The following is a 19,865-nucleotide window of genomic DNA, read 5'->3' on the forward strand; positions in this document are numbered from 1 at the left end:
ACCACCACGCTTCAGGTGCCATCTACGCACCTCTATTCACCAATATATCGAGAACGCTCGCTTCAACTGTTCGAACGTCCGGAAACATGCTGTTCTAAGTACTATTTTTCAAGGCAATCTGAGGGCATTTTAGTGATACTGACGCAATTATGACCACAGGTGTCCAATTCCGCGCTTACTTTGGCATGCTTGACTTTCGTTAAGGCAGCCCTGCGACCCACCCGCCATTGTCATCAGACTAGCTAATCTGCGCAAAGGAGAGCGCAATGCGAGAAGTCATGACAAAGAGCATGGCTCGCAACATATTCTATGGCGGGTCACTGTTCTTCATCCTCATCTTCCTGGCCCTGTCGGCCCACTCGCACTGGTACATCGTCAACTCCGAGAATTCGGCGAAGCTTGATGACAGTGTGGTTCGGGGCAAACATGTCTGGGAAAAACATGCCTGCATCAACTGTCACACGATCCTGGGCGAGGGCGCCTACTACGCGCCGGAAGTCGGGAATGTGATGACCCGCTGGGGTGTGCTGGACGACCCGGAATCGGCCTTTGAAGCGCTCAAGGGCTGGATGGAGGCGCAGCCGACCGGCATTCCCGGTCGTCGGCAGATGCCCAATTTCAACCTCAGCGACGAAGAGATCCGCGATCTGACCAACTTCTTGATCTGGACGGACAACATCGATGCGCAGGGCTGGCCGCCCAACGAGGCAGGCTGAGAAAGGGAACGGAGCAATGAAATACGAATCCCAAAAAATCGCCTACGCCTACTTCGCAGTAGCGATGGCCCTGTTCGCGGTACAGGTAATCGGCGGCCTGCTGGCCGGTTTCATCTATGTATTCCCGAACTTCCTGAGTGAGCTTCTGCCGTTCAATATCGTACGGATGCTGCACACCAACTCTCTGATCGTCTGGCTGCTGCTGGGCTTCTTCGGTGCGGCCTACTTCCTGATCCCCGAAGAGACCGAGCGCGAGATTCATTCGACCAAGCTGGCCTATCTGCAGTTGATTATTCTTGTGGTTGGTACGCTGGGCGTGGTCGTGACCTATGTCTTCAACCTGTTCGAAGGCAACTGGCTGCTGGGCAAAGAGGGGCGCGAGTTCCTTGAACAACCCAAATGGGTCAAGGCGGGCATCGTCGTGGCCGCGCTGATGTTCCTTTACAACGTGTCACTGACCGTTCTGAAGGGCAAGAAGACGGCGATTTCGAGCATCCTTGTTCTGGGCCTCTGGGGTCTGGCGCTTCTGTTCCTGTTTGCTTTCTACAACCCGGGCAACCTGTCGCTCGACAAGCAATACTGGTGGTATGTCGTCCACCTATGGGTCGAAGGCGTATGGGAGCTGATCATGGCCTCGATCCTGGCCTACCTGATGCTGAAGCTTACGGGCGTTGACCGTGAGGTGGTCGAGAAATGGCTCTATGTCATCGTCGCCGCCGCGCTGTTCTCGGGCATCCTTGGGACAGGTCACCACTACTATTGGATCGGTACACCCGGCTATTGGCAGTGGATCGGTTCGATCTTCTCAAGCCTCGAGGTGATCCCGTTCTTCGCGATGATGGCCTTTGCCTTCGTCATGGTCTGGAAGGGCCGTCGTGACCACCCTAACAAGGCTGCTCTGCTGTGGTCACTGGGCTGTGCAACGCTTGCCTTCTTCGGTGCCGGTGTCTGGGGCTTCCTGCACACGCTGCACGGGGTGAACTACTATACCCATGGCACGCAGATTACCGCAGCCCACGGTCACCTGGCTTTCTACGGTGCTTATGTCTGCCTCAACCTGGCGATCTTCAGCTATGCGATGCCGATCCTGAAGAACCGTGATCCCTACAATCAGGTTCTGAACATGGGCTCGTTCTGGCTTATGACCAGCGGCATGGTCTTCATGACCTTCGTCCTGACCTTCGGTGGTACCGTGCAGACTCACATGCAACGTGTGGTCGGTGACTACTTCATGGACGTGCAGGACCAGATCGCGATCTTCTACTGGATGCGTCTTGGCTCTGGTGTGGTCGTGGTCCTTGGTGCGCTGCTGTTCATCTACTCGATCTGGGTGCCCCGGAAAGAGGTGATTGAACCCGGTGCCTCTGAAACCCCGGCGGAGTAATGGATATGGATGGCTCCATGAAACTGAATGAGGGGGCGGCGAACGCCCCCTTCTACCTCGCCCAAAGCGATGAATGCGATGTGTTCACCGCCGCCTACAACAACGACCTGCCGGTTTTGCTGAAAGGTCCAACAGGTTGCGGTAAGACCCGCTTTGTGGCCCATATGGCCGCCAAGCTTGGCCGCCCGCTTTACACCGTGGCCTGCCACGATGACCTCGCCGCCGCCGACCTGATCGGTCGCTACCTTTTGAAGGGCGGCGAAACCGTCTGGGTTGATGGCCCTCTGACTCGTGCGGTGCGAGAAGGCGCGATCTGCTACCTTGATGAGGTGGTCGAAGCCCGCAAGGACGTCACCGTTGTGCTGCACCCGCTGACCGATGACCGGCGCATCCTGCCGATCGACCGCACCGGTGAAGAGCTTGAGGCCGCGCCCGGCTTCATGCTGGTGGCCTCGTACAACCCCGGATACCAGAATATCCTGAAAACCCTGAAACCCTCGACCAGGCAGCGGTTCATCTCGCTGGAATTCGACTTTCCTTCGCCCGAGATGGAGGCCGAAGTCGTCGCGCAAGAAAGCGGTCTGCCGCTTGAACGCTGTAAACCGCTGGTACGCCTTGCAGGTAAGTTGCGCGGGCTTAAGGGTCAGGACCTTGAGGAAGGCGTGTCCACCCGGCTGGTCGTTTATGCCGCGACGCTGATCGCACAGGGCATGTCCACCGACCGCGCCATCCTCGCCGCAATGATCGAACCTCTGACTGATGATGAGGATATCAAACGCGGGCTCCTCGATCTTGTCACGGCTGTCTTTGGGTGAGGCCGGCCGATGGTCAGGATCGATTTTGAGCCATGGGAACCCGAAGAAACGATCGGGAAACTGTGGCACACCCTTGCCAGTCGCCTTGATGCACCTGAAGTGCATGATGGAGCCGCGGTCGACCTCTCAGAGGTCGCAGGGCGGCTGGCAGTCCTCTTTCGAGGACTTGGGGGTAGTCCGGGCGTAGAATTGCGCCCGGTCTCGCCCGAGATTTCGCGCCACCGTCTGGGGTGGCGTCGTCGTCTGGCAACCGAGGCCGAGATGATGCCGCGTGCGTCGTTCGATGGCGAAGTTCTGCGTTTGCCGGATCGGCTGGCGGTGTTTCCCGCGCGTGAAGCCAACGGTGCGCTTTATGTCTGGCTGGCCGCCGCCGCTGCACATGCCGGAACTCGTATCGACGAAGACGACCCGTTGCGCGCCGACCTGCATGCGCTTGTTGCCGCCCGACAGATGGTCGAGGCGGCGTTGCACAACGCCCCCGGCCTGCGCCCGCTATATGCGGAACTGTGTAAGGGCGTGCTGTATCAACGCGACATTTCCGGGCTGCCACCCGTCGAGGCAGCGGTTGAAGAATTGGTCCGCCACATGCTGGGTGACCCCGCGCCTTTGTCGCCAAAGGCTGAACATCTTCTAGCGTTGGATGACGACCTCACTGCCCCGCGCGGCTATCAGCATTTCCGGCCTGTCCCGCTGTGGCCCGAGTTGCGCCCGGTCGGGTTCTCCGAACATAACGAAGTGGAGAACCCCGAAACCGAAGGACCACCTGAGGAATCCGGCGAAAAAACTCACCGTGCCCGCCGCCGCAAATCGGATCAGGCCAACCGCAGCGACAGTTTCATCCTGCACAAGTTCGAAGCGATCCTCAGTTGGGCCGAGTTCCTGAACATCAACCGGCGCATCGACGATGACGATCCTGATAACGCCAAGAAAGCCGCCGATGATCAGGAAGAGATTGGCTTGGGTCAGATCTCGAAGGCGCCGCCGACCAAACTGAAACTTCATCTGGACCTCGCTCCGGAGGACGTGAACCGCGAACGCCTGTCGGGACGGGTTTTGTATCCCGAATGGGACGTGCGCATCGGCCAATACTTGCCCGATCATGTCAACGTTCTGACCTCGGATGCCGAGATTCGCGAAGATGCCGCCGAGTTCGGCAAAGACCCCGCCACTGCCCGCCGCATCCGCGCCGTGAAACGCCAGTTCGAGGCGCTGCGCCCGGGCCGCGTGATGACACGCGGTCATCTGGATGGCGACCAATTGGATATCGAGGCAGCCGTTCGGGCGCAGGTAGACCGTTGTGCCAATGGCGAAGGCACCGAACGCATTTGGATGCAATCGCGCCCCGAGGCGCGCGATCTGGCGGTGTCTATCCTGCTGGATGTCAGCCGCTCGACCGAAAGCGCCGTCACAGGCCGCGCCGTGATCGACATTGAACGCGAGGCTCTTGCGGCACTCGCCTGGGGTTTGAACGCCTGCGGCGACGATTTCGCCATCCACGCCTTCAGCTCGCTGAAACGCCAGCGGGTTTACGTGCAGCGCTGTAAACGCTTCGATGAGCCGATGGGTGGTTTGGTGGAACAGCGCATAGCCTCGCTGCGCCCCGGCCACTATACCCGCCTCGGCGCCGCAATCCGCCATTGTTCCGCCGATCTGGCCTGCCAATCGCGCAAACGCCGGTTGCTGTTGATCATCACTGACGGCAAACCCAACGACCTGGACCATTACGAGGGTCGCCACGGTATCGAAGACACCTGCATGGCCGTGCGCGAGGCGCGTCGGGCAGGGCAATCGGTCTTTGGCGTTACCATCGACAAAACCGGCAAAAGCTGGTTCCCGCGCATGTTCGGTCAAGGCGGCTTCGCCGTCATCCCCGACCCGCACCGGCTGTTCATGGCCCTGCCTCAGATCTACCGCCAACTGGTTGGAGCATGAGTGACGCCTCATTGATCGATGAGCTTCCGGGCGAGCTGCTGATGTGGGTTCTGATCATCTCGGAATTGCTGGTTTTCGGTGCGGGCCTGATTGCCTTTATGGGCGTGCGCCTGACCGACCCGACAGGATTTGCCGAGGCTCAATCGCACCTTTACCGGACAGGGGCGGCGCTCAACACGGTGGTGCTGGTCACCTCGGGCTATCTGGCGGCGCAGGCGCTGCAGTGGCGAAAAATCGCGCGCCGGGGCGTGGCTCGAATGGCCTTGATCACTGCCGCCGTGCTGGGTGTCGTGTTCCTGATCATCAAAGGTGCGGAATACGCGGGCAAAGCCGCACAGGGGATCACCTATGAGACCCACCCATTTTTCCTGTTCTATTATCTGCTGACCGGGTTTCACGCCGCACATGTGTTGGCAGGGGTCGGTATCCTGCTGCTGGTCGCCTGGCGTGACGATCCACGCAACATTGAGGCAGGTGCGCAGTTCTGGCACATGGTCGATCTGGTCTGGATCATGCTTTTCCCCGTGATCTACCTGCTGGGATAATTCCGATGCCTGCAGCACCATCTTTTCCCAAATACTGGCGAAGGGCGCTCCATAATTCGCTCACACGTGCATGGCTGACCCTTTTGGTGCTCAGCGTCGCATCAGCACTGCTGACTGTGCTGCCCATCCCGCCATCCGTTCTGGCGGGGTGTATTCTGGTCCTCGCACTGGCGAAATGTCGCGTTATCCTGGCTTGTTATCTTGATCTCGTAAACAGCCCGGCCTGGCTGCGAGGTTTCACCATGGTGCTGACGGGCTTTGCCATCATTGTCTTCGCCCTCTACCTGATCTGACTCAAAAAACGCCGCCTCCGGGGAGACGGCGAAGTATTACGCTAGGGGGCGCTTCTTGGTTACTGGGCTGCCATCGGCATGCGCGCAATCTGACAGCGTTGCCAGAGGGTGGACAGCGCGCCAACCAGATGCTCGATATCCTCATCCGTATGTACCGGAGACGGCGTGATCCGCAGACGCTCGGTCCCTTTAGGTACGGTGGGATAATTGATCGGCTGAATGTAGATGCCGAACTCTTCCAGCAGCGTGTCCGAGATAAACTTGCACTTCACCGGATCGCCAACCATCACCGGGATGATGTGGCTGGGGTTAGGAATATGAGGAATACCTTCCGCATCCAAACGGGCCCGAACCTGCGCTACACGGGCTTTCTGCAGGTCGCGTTCAGCATTCGATTGTTTCAGATGCCGGATCGAGGCCGCGGCCCCGGCCGCGATCGATGGTGGCAGGGCGGTGGTAAAAATAAACCCGCTGGCGAAGCTGCGCACGAAATCGCACAGCGCAGCCGATGCAGCGATATACCCGCCTACCACACCGAACGCTTTACCAAGCGTCCCTTCGATCACCGTCAGGCGATCCATGAGGCCTTCTCGTTCAGCGATACCACCGCCGCGTGGCCCATAGAGGCCAACGGCATGAACCTCATCCAGATAGGTCATCGCGCCGTATTTGTCGGCGAGATCGCAAATCTCTTTGATGGGGGCGATGTCACCATCCATCGAATAGACCGACTCGAACGCGATCATCTTCGGCGCATCGGGATCAGCTGCGGCCAGTTTCGCTTCAAGGTCATCCAGATCGTTGTGTTTCCAGATCACCTTCTGCGCCCGCGAGTGGCGGATGCCTTCGATCATCGAGGCATGATTCAGTGCATCAGAGAATACGATCAGGCCGGGGATTTTCGCGGCGAGAGTGCCAAGGGCTGCCCAATTCGAAACATACCCGGAAGTAAACAGAAGCGCGGCTTCCTTTCCATGCAGATCGGCCAGTTCGGCCTCAAGCAGCACGTGGTCGTGAGTGGTGCCTGATATGTTTCGCGTGCCCCCGGCCCCCGCGCCACAGCGATCCAATGCGTCATGCATTGCATCGATAACAGATGGGTGCTGACCCATGCCAAGATAGTCATTCGAACACCAGATCCGCACATTTCGCTGGACAGATCCATCCGTCTGACGTGCGTTCGGGAAAGAACCACAGCGACGTTGCAAGTCTATGAAAACACGATAGTTCCCTTCATCCCGAAGGTCACTGAGGCTTTGATTGAAATAACGCTCGTAGTCCATGTTACGTGCTCCCCGGAATACTGGCTTTGAGCCGAGAATAGGGCAGCGAACCAAGCCGCAACATGACAATAGTCAAGTTTAGACAACATAAAACTATGGTGCACAACTGCCGGCTCTGGCATAGCGTGGAACAGGGATGGACAGACCGCGCCCATGCGCCGGCAGGAAATAACAGGGGTATTCTCTTGTCTCACGAAGCACAAAAAGCGATCGCACGTCAGTCGCTGCTGCTGCGCAGTTTACCGGAACAGCATGTGGAAACACTGCTGAGCCACGCGATCTGGCGTCAGTATGACCGTGGTGAGACAATATTCCTGCAGGAGGAAAAAGCGCAGGCCATCCACGTCGTGCTTGAGGGTTGGGTCAAGCTGTTCCGCATGACCCCCACCGGGGCCGAAGCCGTCGTGAGCGTCTTCAAACGTGGTGACAGCTTTGGTGAGGCCGTAGCTCTGCGTAACGTTCCCTATCCTGTTTCCGCCGAGGCCGTATCGGCCTGTGATGTCATGCATATCCCCAGTCCGATCCTGATCTCATTGATGAGAGAGGACCCTGAGATCGGTATTTCTATTCTGGCCGCGACCTTTACCCATCTTCACTCGTTGGTGGCGCAGCTAGAGCAACTCAAGGCTCAGACCGGAGCGCAACGCGTGGCCGAGTTTTTGTTGAATCTCTGCGACAGCGACAAAGGCGGATGCGAGGTTTTGCTGCCCTACGACAAGATGCTCATCGCAGGCCGTCTGGGGATGAAGCCGGAAAGCCTGAGCCGGGCGTTTTCGCGGCTCAAGGCGGTGGGTGTGAAGATCAACCGCAACCATGCCGAAATCTCGGATATCGCGCTTTTGCGGGACTATGCGGAAAGCGATCCGGCGGAAAACTGGGGGCGGTGACCCCGGAATTGCCGCCGGGCCCGACCAACCACTTCAGACGGTTGCGCCCTTGCGGCGAATGGCGGTGCCCAGACTTCCGGCGCAGAGACCAACGATAATTGCGATCAGCAGCGCTATCGTTCCAACGTGGGAAATCTGCCAACCGGCAAAGAGCAGAGGCGCGATCAGGCCAACCAATCCACCCATCAGTGCGCCCAACCAGTATTGGCGCGTCATCATTCCCAGTGCCAGACCCAGAATGCCGGGCAGACCCAGTACGTTACCGCCGATGGTTCCAAGTATCTCTAACATCTCAGTCCCCACCTTGTTCCGAGCTTTTGTTCAGGAACGCGCGGATGTCGTCCCCTGATGCTGCAGCGTGTTCCTGCAGAACCTCACCATCTACCTCTTTCGCAATCTTCTCATACGTTTCCAAATAATTGGGTGGGAGACTGTGTGCGATGCCCTGGTGGCAATCGATGCAGGTCATGCCGGTGTCGATTGCGCGCTGGTGTTCGCTGGCTGCGCGGGTTTCCTGAAGGGTGAAGTCCATATAGTCAAAGTTGTGGCAGTTGCGGCATTCGCGGCTGTCGGATTCCTTCATCTTCTTCCATACGGCCGACGCCATGGAAAGACGATGGTCCTCATACTTCTCTTTCGTGCTGATGGTGCCTGCCAGTTCGTGGTAGACGTCCTTCACGGCCATGATCTTGGCCTTGATCTTGTGGTTCCACTCGTCCGGGACGTGGCAATCGGAACAGATGGCCCGCACGCCGGAATCGTTATTGTAATGGACCGTTTCCCGATATTCGCCCAGATTGGTTTCCATCGTGTGGCAGGATACGCAGAACTCTTCCGTGTTGGTCAATTCCAGTGCCCAGTGGAACCCACCCCAGAACAGGATGCCTGCCAGAAACCCGGCCAGTAGTGTAAAGCCGACACTGAGGACGGCGATCGGGCTCCAGAACCAGGTCCAGAGGCGCCGGATGAGTCCTTGTTTTTCTTGGGAGTCGGACATGTCGCGCTCTCCTTTTCGACCTGTGTTCAGTTTCCGGAGGAAGGTTCAAAAGTGTTATCGACCAGAGGCAGCGCATCGGCCTGTGGTACGTGGCACTGATTGCAGAAATACCGTGTGCCGGCGATCTGATCCAACTCTCGCCCTTCGCGGTCCAGATAGTGAGTCATCGACAACGTCGGAGCGTTGCGTTCACCAGCCTTGGTCCAGTCATGGCAGGAGAGGCACTGATTGGTACGCAGGTCGATCTGGTACTGTTCGATCGAATGTGGGATCAGCGGCGGCTGCTGGCGATAATTGCGCTGCATACGGCCTTCGACTGTCCGATGCACCTGATCCAGGACGGCGGGTTCATCGACTTCGGCACCGCGTAGGCTGTTAACTCCGGCAGACTGCGCGAGGGCCAGGCCACCGAGGAGCAGCGGCGGGATCAGGGCAAGGCCCACTAGGATCGGCTTTTTCATCTTCTCACTCCTTCAAAAAGGTCTTGAGGCGCGCGGCTGGGGCGCGGCGGTTGATTCCGGCGGCGCGACGGTCAGGGCGTCGAACCGATGGGTGAATTTGAAAACGTCTTCAGCGCAGACATCGATGCAGCGACCGCAATTGGTGCAGTCGGGCGACAGGATCAGCGGGTTGTCTTTGCCTTTCAGCGCCGGAGAGATCACATGGTTTTCTGGGCAAACCGCGTAGCAGTCCATGCAATCGTCACAGGCGTTGCGATTGGCGGCGCTGACCCGCAGCATCGCCTTGCTGCCCACCAGTCCGTAGAATGCGCCTACGGGGCAGACATGGCCGCACCATCCATGGCGCGAGACAAGCAAGTCAAACAGGAAGATCGCGGCGACCATCGCCCAGACGAAGCCCATGCCAAAGATCAACCCGCGATGCAGCATGGTGATCGGGTTGACCAGTTCCCAAGCAATTGCGCCAGTCAGGCCAGAGACGATCAGCACAGTGGCCATGATCCACAGCCGCGTTCCGCGTTTGGGCTGCCAGCCTTTTTGCAGACCCAGCTTGCGGTGCAGCCAGTGCGCGCCGTCGGTTACAGGGTTGATCGGGCAGACCCACGAGCAATAGACGCGGCCTCCGACCAACGCGTAGGTCGCCAGAATGATGACGGCACCAATGGCGGCGGTCAGCTCGGGCCAGTGCCCTGCGATCAGACTTTGCAGCAAGACGAACGGATCGGTCAGGGGCAGTACGCCTAGGGTCAGCGACCCGGCCAGAGTGCCCTGCACGATCCAGATGCCGAACCACGGGCCCAACAGGAACAGTACCAGGAAGAACACTTGGCTGGCGCGGCGCAGCAGCAGGTATTTATGGGCACTCAGCCAACCTTTGGCGGCGATAGCTTCATGCCCCAGCGGCATGTTTGTGCGGACGGTCATTGAGTGACCTCCGGCAATTTGAATCTGGGCTCAAACCCGCCCGGTGCGACAAGGTTATCGGTGCCCGGTCCCGGCAGGCGATCAGGCAAATCGATGATACCTTCGACGACGGGCGCGCCTTTGGCTTCTTTCTCTTCCCAGCCCTTGCGGTAGTGATCGGCGCTGCTGCCCCGAGCCAATCGGGCGGGCAGCACCTTGATCGCCGCTTCGGGCAGAACGCAGCTTTTCTCGCAAACGCCGCAGCCGGTGCAATGATCGGCGTGAACGGTTGGAATGAAGATTGCATGACTGCCCGAGCGGGCGTTGTGTTCGGTCTCCAGCGTAATGGCCTCGTCGATGACGGGGCAGACGCGGTAACAGACATCGCAGCGCAGGCCGAAGAAGTTCAGGCAGTTTTCCTGATCGACCAGAACGGCGACACCCATCTTGGCGTCGTCGATATTGTCCAGGCCGGGGTCCAGCGCCCCGGTCGGGCAGGCAGCGACACAGGGGATGTCGTCACACATTTCGCAAGGGATATCACGGGCGGTGAAATACGGCGTGCCGGTGGCCACCGCATCGACACCCAGCTCGGCCAGTTTCAGCGTGTCATAGGGACACTCTCTCACGCACAGACCACAGCGGATGCAGGCTGACAGAAAGTCTTTTTCCGGCAAGGCACCGGGGGGGCGCAACGCCTCGGCCGGCAACGCCCGTGCGTCCCGCGCCAGCCAGGCCAGCAAAGACCCGGCTGCTACGCAACCACCCGCTGCGCGCGCCGAGTCCTGCAGGAACCGGCGCCGCTGCGGCGAAAGGGGTGTGCCAACACGAGACATGGGGACGACCTTTGCCTTGCCAGCCTTTTACGCGCGCTCGACCTTACAGGCGCATTTCTTGAAGTCGGTCTCTTTCGAGAGCGGGCAGGTCGCGTCCAAAGTCAGCTTGTTTGTCAACTGGCCTTCGTCGAACCATGGCATGAACACCAGGCCACGCGGCACTTTGTTCCGGCCTCGGGTTTCGACCCGGCTGTTAACTTCGCCGCGGCGGGTGGAAAGAACGATCTCCTGCCCGCGGCGCAGACCGCGGTCGCGCGCATCGTCCGGGTGCATGTAGACAACGGCGGCGGGATAGGAGCGGTGTAGTTCGGGCACGCGGCGGGTCATCGAACCTGAATGCCAATGTTCCAGCACACGCCCTGTGCAGAGCCACAGGTTGAATTCCTCATCCGGTACCTCGGGGGCGGGTTCGTATGGCGCGAAGATGATCTTGGCCTTGCCGTCCTTATGGCCATAGAATTTCACGTCTTCGCCTTCAGGCACATACGGATCATAGCCTTCTCGGAAGCGGTACAGTGTTTCCTTACCATCCACGACTGGCCAGCGCAGGCCACGCGCCTGGTGGTAGGTTTCGAATGGGGCCAGATCGTGCGCGTGGCCGCGCCCAAACTCGGCATATTCCTCGAACAGGCCCTTTTGCACGTAGTAGCCAAAGTGCTCGGACTCGTCGTTGTCGAATCCTTCTGCGGTCTCTGACAGCGGGAACTTGTCGATCGTGCCATTGGCGAACAGCACGTCATACATGGTCTTACCACGATGTTCTGGCATGGTCGCCAGCAGTTCCTCGCCCCAAACCTCTTCAACGGTGAAGCGTTTGGAGAACTCCATCAACTGCCACAGATCGGATTTCGCTTCGCCCGGCGCTTTGACCTGTTGCCGCCAGAATTGGGTGCGACGCTCGGCGTTGCCATAGGCGCCTTCCTTCTCGACCCACATGGCGGTAGGCAGGATCAGGTCAGCCGACAGGGCTGTTACAGTAGGATAGGGATCGGAGACGGCAATGAAGTTCTCCGGGTTGCGATAGCCGGGATAGCCTTCTTCGTTGATATTAGGCGCGGCCTGCATGTTGTTGGTGCACTGCACCCAATAGGCATTCAGATCGCCGTCCTTCAGCTTGCGGTGCTGCAAAACGGCGTGGAACCCGGGTTTGGGTGGGATGGTGCCCGCAGGAATTTTCCACGCGGTCTCGCAAATCTCGCGGTGTTTGTCGTTTGCCACAACCATATCAGCCGGCAGACGGTGAGCGAAGGTTCCGACCTCACGTGCCGTACCACAGGCCGAAGGTTGACCGGTCAGCGAGAAGGGCGAGTTTCCGGGTTCGGAAATCTTACCCACCAGCAGGTGCACATTGTACATCAGCGAGTTCACCCACGATCCGCGAGTGTGCTGGTTGAAGCCCATGGTCCACAGGCTCATCACCTTGCGGTTGGGGTCGGCATATTGCTGGGCCAGACGCTCAAGCTGAGCGGCAGGAACACCGGAGAGTTCCGATGTGTATTCCAGCGTGTATTCCGATACCGCTTCGGCATATTCTTCGAAGCTGATCGGCTCCATCTTGCCAGAGTTTGGATTCTCTGCCTCTTCCTGCAGCGGGTTGTTATCGCGCAGTCCATAGCCAATATCGGTGGCGGTCTTGGTGATGTTGACGTGTTTGTTGACGAACTCTTCGTTCACCGCGCCGTTCTGGATAATGTAGTTGGCGATATAGTTCAGGATCGCCAGATCGGTCTGCGGCGCAAAGACCATTCCATTGTCGGCCAACTCGAACGAGCGGTGTTCATAGGTCGACAGTACATGCACTTCGGATCCCGGTTTGGTCAGACGCGTGTCGGTCAGGCGTGACCACAGAATCGGGTGCATCTCGGCCATGTTCGAGCCCCAGAGCACGAATGTGTCTGCGTGCTCGAAATCGTCATAGCAGCCCATTGGTTCATCAATGCCGAAGGTGCGCATGAAGCCGACAACCGCCGAGGCCATACAATGGCGCGCGTTGGGGTCGATGTTGTTGGATCGGAAACCGGCTTTCATCATCTTGGCAGCAGCGTAGCCCTCCCAAACGGTCCACTGGCCCGAACCGAACATGCCGACACTGGTCGGGCCTTTCTTGGCAAGGGCCTCTTTCCACTTGGCAGCCATGACGTCGAAGGCTTCGTCCCAGCTGACGGGTTCGAACTCACCATTCTTGTCATATTCGCCGTTGGTTTTGCGCAGCATCGGCGTGGTCAGGCGGTCTTTGCCGTACATGATCTTGGACAGGAAATAGCCCTTGATACAGTTCAGACCGCGGTTCACCGGCGCATCCGGGTCGCCTTGCGTGGCGACCACGCGCCCGTCTTTGGTGCCAACCAGAACCGAGCATCCGGTGCCGCAGAACCGGCAGGCGGCTTTGTCCCAACGGATATCAGGGTTGCCGACCTGAGCGCTGGCTTGTCCGGTCGCAAGGGGAAGTCCTGCGGCTGATGCTGTCGCAGCGGCGGCGGTTGATTTCAAAAAGGTCCGGCGGGATTCAGAGATGGTCATGACATGGGTCTCCGGCTTTAGATCTGGCGAGAAGCGTTAAGGTGCGGACGGGTCTCCGCGAGGTCTTCGAAATGGTGGTAGGTCAGGGTCAGAGAGATCACACCCGGGATCTGGTGCAGATCCATGATCGTCTCGGACGCCATTTTTTCCGGCGTATCCTCGACCACAACAACAATGCGGCCATCCTCGGATGCCGCGTGAACTTCTGCCCCGTTTGTACCTGCAATCGCGGCCTGTGCACTCTGCGTGGTTTCGGGGGTTACATGGACGAGGCATCCACAGATATTCATAAGGCTACCTCCTGAGTGGGCGGGGTGTGGCGTTCAAAGCTGACAGAACCGGCAGGACAGGCGCTGGCACAAGCGCCACAGCCGGTACAAACATCGGTGTCGAGTTGAGGTTCAGCACGACCACCGGTTTGCAGCCGAAAGCGGATCGCGTTGTGGTCGCAGACATCCTGACAAACCCGACAGCTGACACCATTCATCGACAGGCAAGAGGCCGACACCGCAGCGCGCCAAGGCCAATCAGCCACGTGTTCAGGATTCAGCGCCCCGGTCGGGCAAGCATTGGCGCAATCACCGCAAAATGTGCATGGGCCTGCGTCCAATTGCACAACAGGCCAGCCTTGCGCGTCGAAACGGATGATATCTTCAGGGCAGGCCTCGCGGCATTCGTCGCATTGAGTGCAAAGCTCAAGAAACTCGGTCACCGCACCCGGTGGGTGGATGGCTGATGTATCCTCGCGCAGCACTTTCCCTTTCAGGAATGCGCGTCGGCTGGCTAGCTTGTTCATTCGCTCGCGACCTTTGAGTGATCGACAGGGGTTGGCCTGCCTGACTCGGGTGTTAGCGTAGCACAGCGTGTAAGGAATTGACCTAGATCATTTTTGAACTGCTTATTTTATCAGCATCCAGGGGCGGCAACACCCGAATATCAGGCGCGTTTCTCACCGATTGTAGCAACGCCAAGAACCGAAAGCACCTTTGCCTCGATCTGTTCTGCGTTCATTCCTGCGACGGCGTACATATCCGCCGGGCTCGCCTGATCGATGAAGATATCCGGCAGCACCATCGAGCGATACTTCAACCCTTCGTCAAACACGCCCTCATCCGCAAGCAATTGCGCAACATGGCTGCCAAAGCCGCCGATGGCCCCTTCCTCGATGGTGATCAGTGCCTCGTGATTGGCAGCCAGATCAAGGATCAGGTCCCGATCCAGCGGTTTGGCAAAGCGTGCATCGGCGATGGTGGGCTTGATCCCGCGCGCCGACAGCGCCTCTGTTGCTTTCTGCACTTCGGCCAGCCGCGTACCGAAAGACAGCAGCGCCACCCGGGCACCTTTCTGGATCAATCGGCCCTTGCCGATCTCCAATATTTCTCCGCGCTCGGGCAGATCAACGCCCGCTCCTTCGCCGCGAGGATACCGGAAAGCGATCGGGCCATCGTCATGTGCCACCGCAGTGGCGACCATGTGCATCAATTCGGCCTCATCTGCAGCCGCCATGACAACCATACCCGGAAGGTTGGCCATGTAAGCAATATCAAACGACCCCGCATGGGTCGCACCGTCTGCCCCAACCAGACCCGCACGGTCGATGGCAAATCGCACCGGCAGGCGTTGGATCGCCACATCATGCACAACCTGATCATAGCCACGCTGCAGGAAGGTTGAATACATCGCACAGAAAGGCTTCATTCCCCCGGCGGCCAACGCAGCCGAGAAGGTCACGCCATGCTGTTCGGCAATCGCTACGTCGAAACAGCGCGACGGATAGCGCTCGGCAAACAGGTTCAGCCCGGTCCCGTCCGGCATCGCGGCTGTAACCGCGACGATCTTGTCATCCCGCGCTGCTTCATCGACCAGTGTCGTGCCAAAGACCGAGGTATAGGAAGGCGCGTTCGAAGGCGCCTTTTTCTGCTCGCCCGTCACCACATCGAACTTGGCGGTCGCGTGACCCTTGTCGCGGGCCTGTTCGGCGGGGGCATACCCCTTGCCTTTCTTGGTCAGCACATGGATCAGGATCGGTCCGCTTGCCTTCGCCTTGACCGCACGCAGAACCGGCAGCAACTGGTCCAGATCATGCCCGTCGATGGGGCCGAGATAGGAAAAGCCGAGCTCTTCAAATAGCGTCCCGCCCATGGCCATGCCCTTCAGCATATCCTTGGCGCGCTTTGCCCCTTCGCGGAAGGGTTCCGGCAGCAACGACACCGCACCTTTGGCAGCAGCTTTCAGATCGTGAAACGGTTCTTCGGCATAGATGCGCGATAGATAGTTCGATAGGGCACCCACCGGCGGTGCAATGCTCATCTCATTGTCATTGAGAATTACGATCAAGCGTTTCTTCAGGTGGCCTGCGTTGTTCATCGCCTCAAAGGCCATGCCGGCGGACATAGAGCCATCGCCGATCACAGCGATCGCATCGCCCAGCCCTTCAGGCGTAACGCCGCCCAGATCACGCGCGACAGCAAAGCCTAGCGCGGCACTGATCGAAGTACTGGAATGTGCAGCGCCGAATGGATCATAGGCGCTTTCACTGCGCTTGGTGAATCCGCTTAGGCCGTCTTTTGTGCGCAGGGTGCGAATTCGGTCCCGGCGTTCTGTCAGAATCTTGTGCGGATAACACTGGTGACCTACGTCCCAGATGATCTTGTCTCGTGGCGTGTCGAATACCGCGTGCAGCGCCGTGGTCAGCTCGACGACACCCAGACCCGCGCCCAGATGCCCTCCGGTCACCGAAACTGCTGAAATCGTCTCGGCCCGCAACTCATGTGCGACCTGATGCAACTGCGCATCTGAAAACTGCTTCAGATCCGCTGGGCGGCTCACAAGGTCCAACAAGGGCGTATTCGGGCGGTCAGACATTTGGCGTTCCTGGCTTAGCTGTCCCGGGCAATAACGAAGCGGGCAGCCTGCTTCAAGGTTTCTGCAGCGGGGCCATGTTCGTCCAGCGCAGCACAAGCCTGATCCACAAGCTCAATTGCACGGGATCTGGCGGCGTCCAGACCAAGTAGCGAGACAAAGGTCGCTTTGCCCGCCTCGGCGTCTTTCTGCAGCCGCTTTCCGGCCTTTTCGGCATCTCCTTCGACATCCAAAATGTCATCCGCGATCTGAAAGGCAAGCCCAAGCGCCTGGGCATATTGGCGCAAGGGGGTGGGATCGGCCTGCGCCAATCGCGCACCCGCGCAGGCGGACCATTCGATCAACGCACCGGTCTTGCCCGCTTGCAGATGTGTAATCTCATCCAGTGTCAGCGGCTCCGCCGCCGTCTCAGCGGCGATATCCAGCGCCTGACCCAGAACCATACCCTGTGCGCCGCTCGCTTTTGCCAGCGTTAGAGCCAGTTCAGCGCGTATTTCAGCGTTTCCAACCTCTGGTCGAGCGCAAAGCTCAAACGCAAGTGTCTGCAGCGCATCCCCGGCCAGAACGGCGGTGCCCTCATCCCATTTCACGTGCACCGTCGGGCGTCCACGCCTCAGGTCGTCATCATCCATGCAAGGCAGGTCGTCATGGACCAGAGAGTATGCATGCAGCGCTTCAATACCTGTCGCTGGCCAGATTGCCCGAGCTGTATCGACGCCAAGCAACCGCGCGCTTTCCAATACCAGAAACCCTCGCAGACGCTTGCCGCCCTCGGTGGCATAGGCCATGGCCCGTGTCACATCCAGATCATCCAGCGCGCTCAGAACCAGATCGAAATGGCTCTGAATCAGCGCGGCATCCTGTGCCAGCTTTTCACGAAACATTTACTGACCTTCGACAGGCGTCGTCCCGGTTGGCTGGCCATCTGCGTCCAGAGTGATCGCGGCCACTTTTTCCTCAGCACGCTTCAACTCATCCTCGCAGCGCTTCTTCAATGCGGCGCCACGTTCGTACAGCGCAATCGATTGATCCAGCGCCACATCACCACGTTCCAACTGGCCAACCACGGCCTCAAGCTCTTTCATCGCTTGTTCGAACGTCATCTGTTCAACTGGGGTATCGGTCATCGTGCTGCCTTTATCAGTTCTTCCACATGGGCGCGTGTCGCCTCGGCCAGTGCGTTCAGATCATACCCGCCTTCCAGAGTCGAGACGATACGGCCATCACACACCTCATCAGCAATCTTGCACAGCTCCGCCGTGATCCAGGCGAAATCGCCGGTGGACCAGTTGAGATTGGCCAACGGATCATCCTGATGCGCGTCGAACCCGGCAGAGATAATGATCAGTTCTGGTTTGAATTCCCGCAGTCGTGGAAAAGCTTGCGTTTCATAAACGGCCCGCATCTCCGCTCCGCCTGTGCCTGGGGCTAAAGGAATATTCAAAACCGTCTCATAGGCCCCGGTCTCATCCGGGCGGCCCGAGCCCGGCCACAAGGGCATCTGCTGGCTGGTAATCACCAAAGCGCGTTTCTCATCCCACAGCAGGTCTTGCGTGCCATTGCCATGATGCACGTCGAAATCCACCACTGCCACGCGATTCAACCCGTGATGATCCAACGCGTGCTTTGCAGCCAGCGCGGCATTCCCAAACAGGCAGAACCCCATGGCCGTCTCGGTCTCGGCATGATGCCCCGGAGGCCGAATAGCGCAAAACGCGTTCGGCGCTTCGCCGGTCAGTACCAAATCAACGGCCCGCACCACCGCGCCCGCCGCACGATAGGCCGCATCAACAGATCCCGGAGACATGAACGTATCCCCATCAATCTGCTTGAACCCATCCGGGGGCCTATGGTCGAGAATATCGCTGATATGGTTCTGCGGATGCACCCTTAGCAGATCATCATCCGCCGCCAACGGCGCCGTCACACGCTGAAGATCCAGCCTCTCAAGCGCATGCAGGATATGCTCCAACCGCGCCACCCGTTCCGGATGTCCCTCAGGTGTCACATGGTGCAAACAATCTGCATGGGTCAAAAGGGCGGTTTTCATCAGGATCCCATCTTCATCTCGCTAAAAATACCTTCGCCGAAGGCTTAAAATCGCCGCGCAGCGGCAAAATCAATCCGGTGCCAACATATACCCTGCACCCCGTACGGTCTGCAGATACCGGGGTTGCTTCGGATCTTGCTCAAGCTTCCGACGCAAGCGGGTGATCTGTACGTCCACAGCGCGCTCCTGTGCCTGACCTTTGTCACGCCCCAGATCTTCGACCAGCTTGGCTCGGCTGATCGGTTCGCCGGGTTGAGCCGAGAATATTTTCATCAACTGGCTTTCGGTCGCGGTTAGGCGCACCGGGTCTTCGCCCTGCCACATCTCACCGCGTTCGATATCATAGCGAATGGGTCCAAGATGCAGAATTTTTGCTGCTGTGTCTTGCGCGGGCGTCTCTGGCATCCGACGCAGAATGGCGTTGATCCTCAGCAGCAATTCTTTCGGCTCGAATGGCTTGGCCAGATAGTCATCTGCGCCTGCCTCAAGCCCGGCAATCCGATGCTCGGTCTCGCCTTTGGCCGTCAAAAGCAGGATCGGGGTGGAATGGGTGTCGCGCAGGGATCGGGTCAGGCTAACGCCGTCTTCGCCGGGCATCATCACATCCAGTACAATCAAGTCGAAATCGAGCCCCGACAAAACCCGCCGTGCGTGCGCTGCATCCCGCGCCGCGGTTACAAGAAAACCGCTGCGCATCAGGAATTTCTTGAGCAAATCACGAATACGCTCGTCATCGTCGACGATCAGAAGATGGGCGTCCATTTCGCTCATGAAGTCGTATCCCGCAGTTTCGTATATGCACGACGCATATCAGCATCCATCATCGCTTCAAGCACTTTGCGAAACCCGGCCACCGCTTCGGGGCCCGCATCTTTGTAGGCCGCACGCATCCGGGCGCGCTGGGCGTCAGATAGTCTGGCCTCGAGTGCCTTTCCTTTATCCGTCAGAAATAGGTGGCGTTCGCGTTTGTCCACTGTTCCGACCCGGCTTTCTACCAACCCATCTTCAATCAGGCTGCGCAAGACGCGATTCAGCGATTGCTTCGTGACACCCAATATGGCCAGCAGATTGTTCACCGTCGTTCCCGGCGCTCGGTTGATAAAGTGGATGGCCCGGTGATGCGCCCGGCCATAGGCCAATTCAGTCAGGATGCGATCAGGATCAGCGGTAAAACCTCGATAGGCAAAAAACATGGCCTCGATGCCCTGCCTCAGTTGTTCATCTGTCAGAAACAACAGGCTTTCTCCGCCAAAGACCGGGGCGGGACGGATGTCGGTCATGTTGGGCCTCATTCGCAATATAACCTGACTTTATGTCAGCCTTATTGACATTCCAAGAGCGCGCAGGTATCGAATCGCAGTTTTTGCGCAACATTGTGTCC

Annotated in this window: 22 protein-coding genes; 7 read left to right on the forward strand and 15 right to left on the reverse strand. The window is 58.7% G+C overall.

All coding sequences use genetic code 11. The features are described from left to right. Nucleotides 1–266: 266 nt before the first annotated feature. The 6 genes from ACR0MP_RS16060 to ACR0MP_RS16085 are packed head-to-tail and all read left to right on the forward strand — an operon-like array spanning nucleotide 267 to nucleotide 5,685. Nucleotides 267–716 carry a c-type cytochrome gene (locus tag ACR0MP_RS16060; RefSeq protein WP_170398152.1) on the forward strand — a complete coding sequence of 150 codons (450 nt, stop codon included), beginning with the start codon at nucleotides 267–269 and terminating at the stop codon, nucleotides 714–716. 16 nt (nucleotides 717–732) lie between these two features. Next, entirely contained in the window at nucleotides 733–2,100 is a 1,368-nt protein-coding gene (locus ACR0MP_RS16065) for a cbb3-type cytochrome c oxidase subunit I (protein WP_170398155.1), read from the forward strand. A gap of 5 nt (nucleotides 2,101–2,105) precedes the next feature. After that, a complete protein-coding gene (locus ACR0MP_RS16070) occupies nucleotides 2,106–2,915 on the forward strand; it encodes a CbbQ/NirQ/NorQ/GpvN family protein (RefSeq protein ID WP_170398158.1) in 810 nt (269 codons plus the stop codon). A 9-nt stretch (nucleotides 2,916–2,924) separates the two neighbouring features. Then, nucleotides 2,925–4,847, forward strand: coding sequence for a nitric oxide reductase D protein (locus tag ACR0MP_RS16075; protein ID WP_170408100.1), 1,923 nt, complete (start codon nucleotides 2,925–2,927; stop codon nucleotides 4,845–4,847). Next, nucleotides 4,844–5,392, forward strand: a complete 549-nt coding sequence (locus tag ACR0MP_RS16080) for a cytochrome c oxidase subunit 3 (protein ID WP_170408108.1) — start codon at nucleotides 4,844–4,846, stop codon at nucleotides 5,390–5,392. The genes ACR0MP_RS16075 and ACR0MP_RS16080 overlap by 4 nt, the downstream gene beginning before the upstream one ends. A 5-nt stretch (nucleotides 5,393–5,397) precedes the next feature. Then, nucleotides 5,398–5,685: a cytochrome C oxidase subunit IV family protein gene (locus ACR0MP_RS16085; protein ID WP_170408110.1), complete on the forward strand. Its 288-nt coding sequence runs from the start codon at nucleotides 5,398–5,400 to the stop codon at nucleotides 5,683–5,685. A 59-nt stretch (nucleotides 5,686–5,744) separates the two neighbouring features. On the opposite strand, the gene hemA is transcribed toward ACR0MP_RS16085, so the two are convergent. Beyond that, complete coding sequence (hemA, locus tag ACR0MP_RS16090) at nucleotides 5,745–6,968, reverse strand: 5-aminolevulinate synthase (protein WP_170737079.1); 1,224 nt, start codon at nucleotides 6,966–6,968, stop codon at nucleotides 5,745–5,747. Nucleotides 6,969–7,153: 185 nt separating this feature from the next. Here hemA and ACR0MP_RS16095 point away from each other — a divergent pair, with 185 nt between their 5' ends. Then, nucleotides 7,154–7,855: a Crp/Fnr family transcriptional regulator gene (locus tag ACR0MP_RS16095; RefSeq protein ID WP_170398170.1), complete on the forward strand. Its 702-nt coding sequence runs from the start codon at nucleotides 7,154–7,156 to the stop codon at nucleotides 7,853–7,855. Nucleotides 7,856–7,888: 33 nt separating this feature from the next. On the opposite strand, the gene ACR0MP_RS16100 is transcribed toward ACR0MP_RS16095, so the two are convergent. The 14 genes from ACR0MP_RS16100 to ACR0MP_RS16165 form a co-directional block, all read right to left on the reverse strand. After that, nucleotides 7,889–8,146 (reverse strand): hypothetical protein, encoded by a 258-nt coding sequence (locus ACR0MP_RS16100; RefSeq protein ID WP_170408114.1) that lies wholly within the window; start codon nucleotides 8,144–8,146, stop codon nucleotides 7,889–7,891. A 1-nt stretch (nucleotide 8,147) separates the two neighbouring features. After that, the gene (locus ACR0MP_RS16105; RefSeq protein ID WP_170398176.1) at nucleotides 8,148–8,852 is read right to left on the reverse strand and encodes a NapC/NirT family cytochrome c; all 705 of its coding nucleotides are present in this window, start codon (nucleotides 8,850–8,852) and stop codon (nucleotides 8,148–8,150) included. A gap of 26 nt (nucleotides 8,853–8,878) precedes the next feature. Further along, nucleotides 8,879–9,313, reverse strand: a complete 435-nt coding sequence (locus ACR0MP_RS16110; protein ID WP_170398181.1) for a nitrate reductase cytochrome c-type subunit — start codon at nucleotides 9,311–9,313, stop codon at nucleotides 8,879–8,881. A 12-nt stretch (nucleotides 9,314–9,325) separates the two neighbouring features. After that, nucleotides 9,326–10,237, reverse strand: a complete 912-nt coding sequence (gene napH / locus ACR0MP_RS16115; protein WP_480887274.1) for a quinol dehydrogenase ferredoxin subunit NapH — start codon at nucleotides 10,235–10,237, stop codon at nucleotides 9,326–9,328. Beyond that, on the reverse strand, nucleotides 10,234–11,052 hold the full coding sequence (napG, locus tag ACR0MP_RS16120) for a ferredoxin-type protein NapG (RefSeq protein WP_170737076.1): 819 nt from the start codon (nucleotides 11,050–11,052) through the stop codon (nucleotides 10,234–10,236). Before napG ends, napH begins: the two co-directional genes overlap by 4 nt. A gap of 27 nt (nucleotides 11,053–11,079) precedes the next feature. After that, nucleotides 11,080–13,572, reverse strand: coding sequence for a nitrate reductase catalytic subunit NapA (napA, locus tag ACR0MP_RS16125; protein ID WP_170398190.1), 2,493 nt, complete (start codon nucleotides 13,570–13,572; stop codon nucleotides 11,080–11,082). 17 nt (nucleotides 13,573–13,589) lie between these two features. Beyond that, nucleotides 13,590–13,862 carry a chaperone NapD gene (locus ACR0MP_RS16130; protein ID WP_170425561.1) on the reverse strand — a complete coding sequence of 91 codons (273 nt, stop codon included), beginning with the start codon at nucleotides 13,860–13,862 and terminating at the stop codon, nucleotides 13,590–13,592. Continuing rightward, nucleotides 13,859–14,368 carry a ferredoxin-type protein NapF gene (gene napF / locus ACR0MP_RS16135; protein WP_480887273.1) on the reverse strand — a complete coding sequence of 170 codons (510 nt, stop codon included), beginning with the start codon at nucleotides 14,366–14,368 and terminating at the stop codon, nucleotides 13,859–13,861. Before napF ends, ACR0MP_RS16130 begins: the two co-directional genes overlap by 4 nt. A gap of 140 nt (nucleotides 14,369–14,508) precedes the next feature. Next, the gene (gene dxs / locus ACR0MP_RS16140) at nucleotides 14,509–16,437 is read right to left on the reverse strand and encodes a 1-deoxy-D-xylulose-5-phosphate synthase (RefSeq protein WP_480887271.1); all 1,929 of its coding nucleotides are present in this window, start codon (nucleotides 16,435–16,437) and stop codon (nucleotides 14,509–14,511) included. 14 nt (nucleotides 16,438–16,451) lie between these two features. After that, the gene (locus ACR0MP_RS16145) at nucleotides 16,452–17,318 is read right to left on the reverse strand and encodes a polyprenyl synthetase family protein (RefSeq protein ID WP_170425564.1); all 867 of its coding nucleotides are present in this window, start codon (nucleotides 17,316–17,318) and stop codon (nucleotides 16,452–16,454) included. Next, nucleotides 17,319–17,561: an exodeoxyribonuclease VII small subunit gene (locus tag ACR0MP_RS16150; protein WP_010443127.1), complete on the reverse strand. Its 243-nt coding sequence runs from the start codon at nucleotides 17,559–17,561 to the stop codon at nucleotides 17,319–17,321. Further along, on the reverse strand, nucleotides 17,558–18,484 hold the full coding sequence (locus ACR0MP_RS16155; RefSeq protein ID WP_480887269.1) for a histone deacetylase family protein: 927 nt from the start codon (nucleotides 18,482–18,484) through the stop codon (nucleotides 17,558–17,560). The genes ACR0MP_RS16150 and ACR0MP_RS16155 overlap by 4 nt, the downstream gene beginning before the upstream one ends. Nucleotides 18,485–18,553: 69 nt before the next feature. Then, the gene (locus ACR0MP_RS16160; protein ID WP_170513633.1) at nucleotides 18,554–19,255 is read right to left on the reverse strand and encodes a response regulator; all 702 of its coding nucleotides are present in this window, start codon (nucleotides 19,253–19,255) and stop codon (nucleotides 18,554–18,556) included. Then, nucleotides 19,252–19,764 carry a MarR family winged helix-turn-helix transcriptional regulator gene (locus tag ACR0MP_RS16165; protein WP_480887267.1) on the reverse strand — a complete coding sequence of 171 codons (513 nt, stop codon included), beginning with the start codon at nucleotides 19,762–19,764 and terminating at the stop codon, nucleotides 19,252–19,254. Before ACR0MP_RS16165 ends, ACR0MP_RS16160 begins: the two co-directional genes overlap by 4 nt. Nucleotides 19,765–19,865: the final 101 nt, after the last annotated feature.

It is taken from the genome of Ruegeria sp. K3, assembly GCF_056531845.1.

Bases quoted from the DNA above. Each gene is read 5' to 3' on its own strand.
- ACR0MP_RS16060 (WP_170398152.1), top strand. From the start codon at position 267: ATGCGAGAAGTCATGACAAAGAGCATGGCTCGCAACATATTCTATGGC.
- ACR0MP_RS16065 (WP_170398155.1), top strand. From the start codon at position 733: ATGAAATACGAATCCCAAAAAATCGCCTACGCCTACTTCGCAGTAGCG.
- ACR0MP_RS16070 (WP_170398158.1), top strand. From the start codon at position 2,106: ATGGATGGCTCCATGAAACTGAATGAGGGGGCGGCGAACGCCCCCTTC.
- ACR0MP_RS16075 (WP_170408100.1), top strand. From the start codon at position 2,925: ATGGTCAGGATCGATTTTGAGCCATGGGAACCCGAAGAAACGATCGGG.
- ACR0MP_RS16080 (WP_170408108.1), top strand. From the start codon at position 4,844: ATGAGTGACGCCTCATTGATCGATGAGCTTCCGGGCGAGCTGCTGATG.
- ACR0MP_RS16085 (WP_170408110.1), top strand. From the start codon at position 5,398: ATGCCTGCAGCACCATCTTTTCCCAAATACTGGCGAAGGGCGCTCCAT.
- hemA (WP_170737079.1), bottom strand. From the start codon at position 6,968: ATGGACTACGAGCGTTATTTCAATCAAAGCCTCAGTGACCTTCGGGAT.
- ACR0MP_RS16100 (WP_170408114.1), bottom strand. From the start codon at position 8,146: ATGTTAGAGATACTTGGAACCATCGGCGGTAACGTACTGGGTCTGCCC.
- ACR0MP_RS16105 (WP_170398176.1), bottom strand. From the start codon at position 8,852: ATGTCCGACTCCCAAGAAAAACAAGGACTCATCCGGCGCCTCTGGACC.
- ACR0MP_RS16110 (WP_170398181.1), bottom strand. From the start codon at position 9,313: ATGAAAAAGCCGATCCTAGTGGGCCTTGCCCTGATCCCGCCGCTGCTC.
- napH (WP_480887274.1), bottom strand. From the start codon at position 10,237: ATGACCGTCCGCACAAACATGCCGCTGGGGCATGAAGCTATCGCCGCC.
- napG (WP_170737076.1), bottom strand. From the start codon at position 11,052: ATGTCTCGTGTTGGCACACCCCTTTCGCCGCAGCGGCGCCGGTTCCTG.
- napA (WP_170398190.1), bottom strand. From the start codon at position 13,572: ATGACCATCTCTGAATCCCGCCGGACCTTTTTGAAATCAACCGCCGCC.
- ACR0MP_RS16130 (WP_170425561.1), bottom strand. From the start codon at position 13,862: ATGAATATCTGTGGATGCCTCGTCCATGTAACCCCCGAAACCACGCAG.
- napF (WP_480887273.1), bottom strand. From the start codon at position 14,368: ATGAACAAGCTAGCCAGCCGACGCGCATTCCTGAAAGGGAAAGTGCTG.
- dxs (WP_480887271.1), bottom strand. From the start codon at position 16,437: ATGTCTGACCGCCCGAATACGCCCTTGTTGGACCTTGTGAGCCGCCCA.
- ACR0MP_RS16145 (WP_170425564.1), bottom strand. From the start codon at position 17,318: ATGTTTCGTGAAAAGCTGGCACAGGATGCCGCGCTGATTCAGAGCCAT.
- ACR0MP_RS16150 (WP_010443127.1), bottom strand. From the start codon at position 17,561: ATGACCGATACCCCAGTTGAACAGATGACGTTCGAACAAGCGATGAAA.
- ACR0MP_RS16155 (WP_480887269.1), bottom strand. From the start codon at position 18,484: ATGAAAACCGCCCTTTTGACCCATGCAGATTGTTTGCACCATGTGACA.
- ACR0MP_RS16160 (WP_170513633.1), bottom strand. From the start codon at position 19,255: ATGAGCGAAATGGACGCCCATCTTCTGATCGTCGACGATGACGAGCGT.
- ACR0MP_RS16165 (WP_480887267.1), bottom strand. From the start codon at position 19,764: ATGACCGACATCCGTCCCGCCCCGGTCTTTGGCGGAGAAAGCCTGTTG.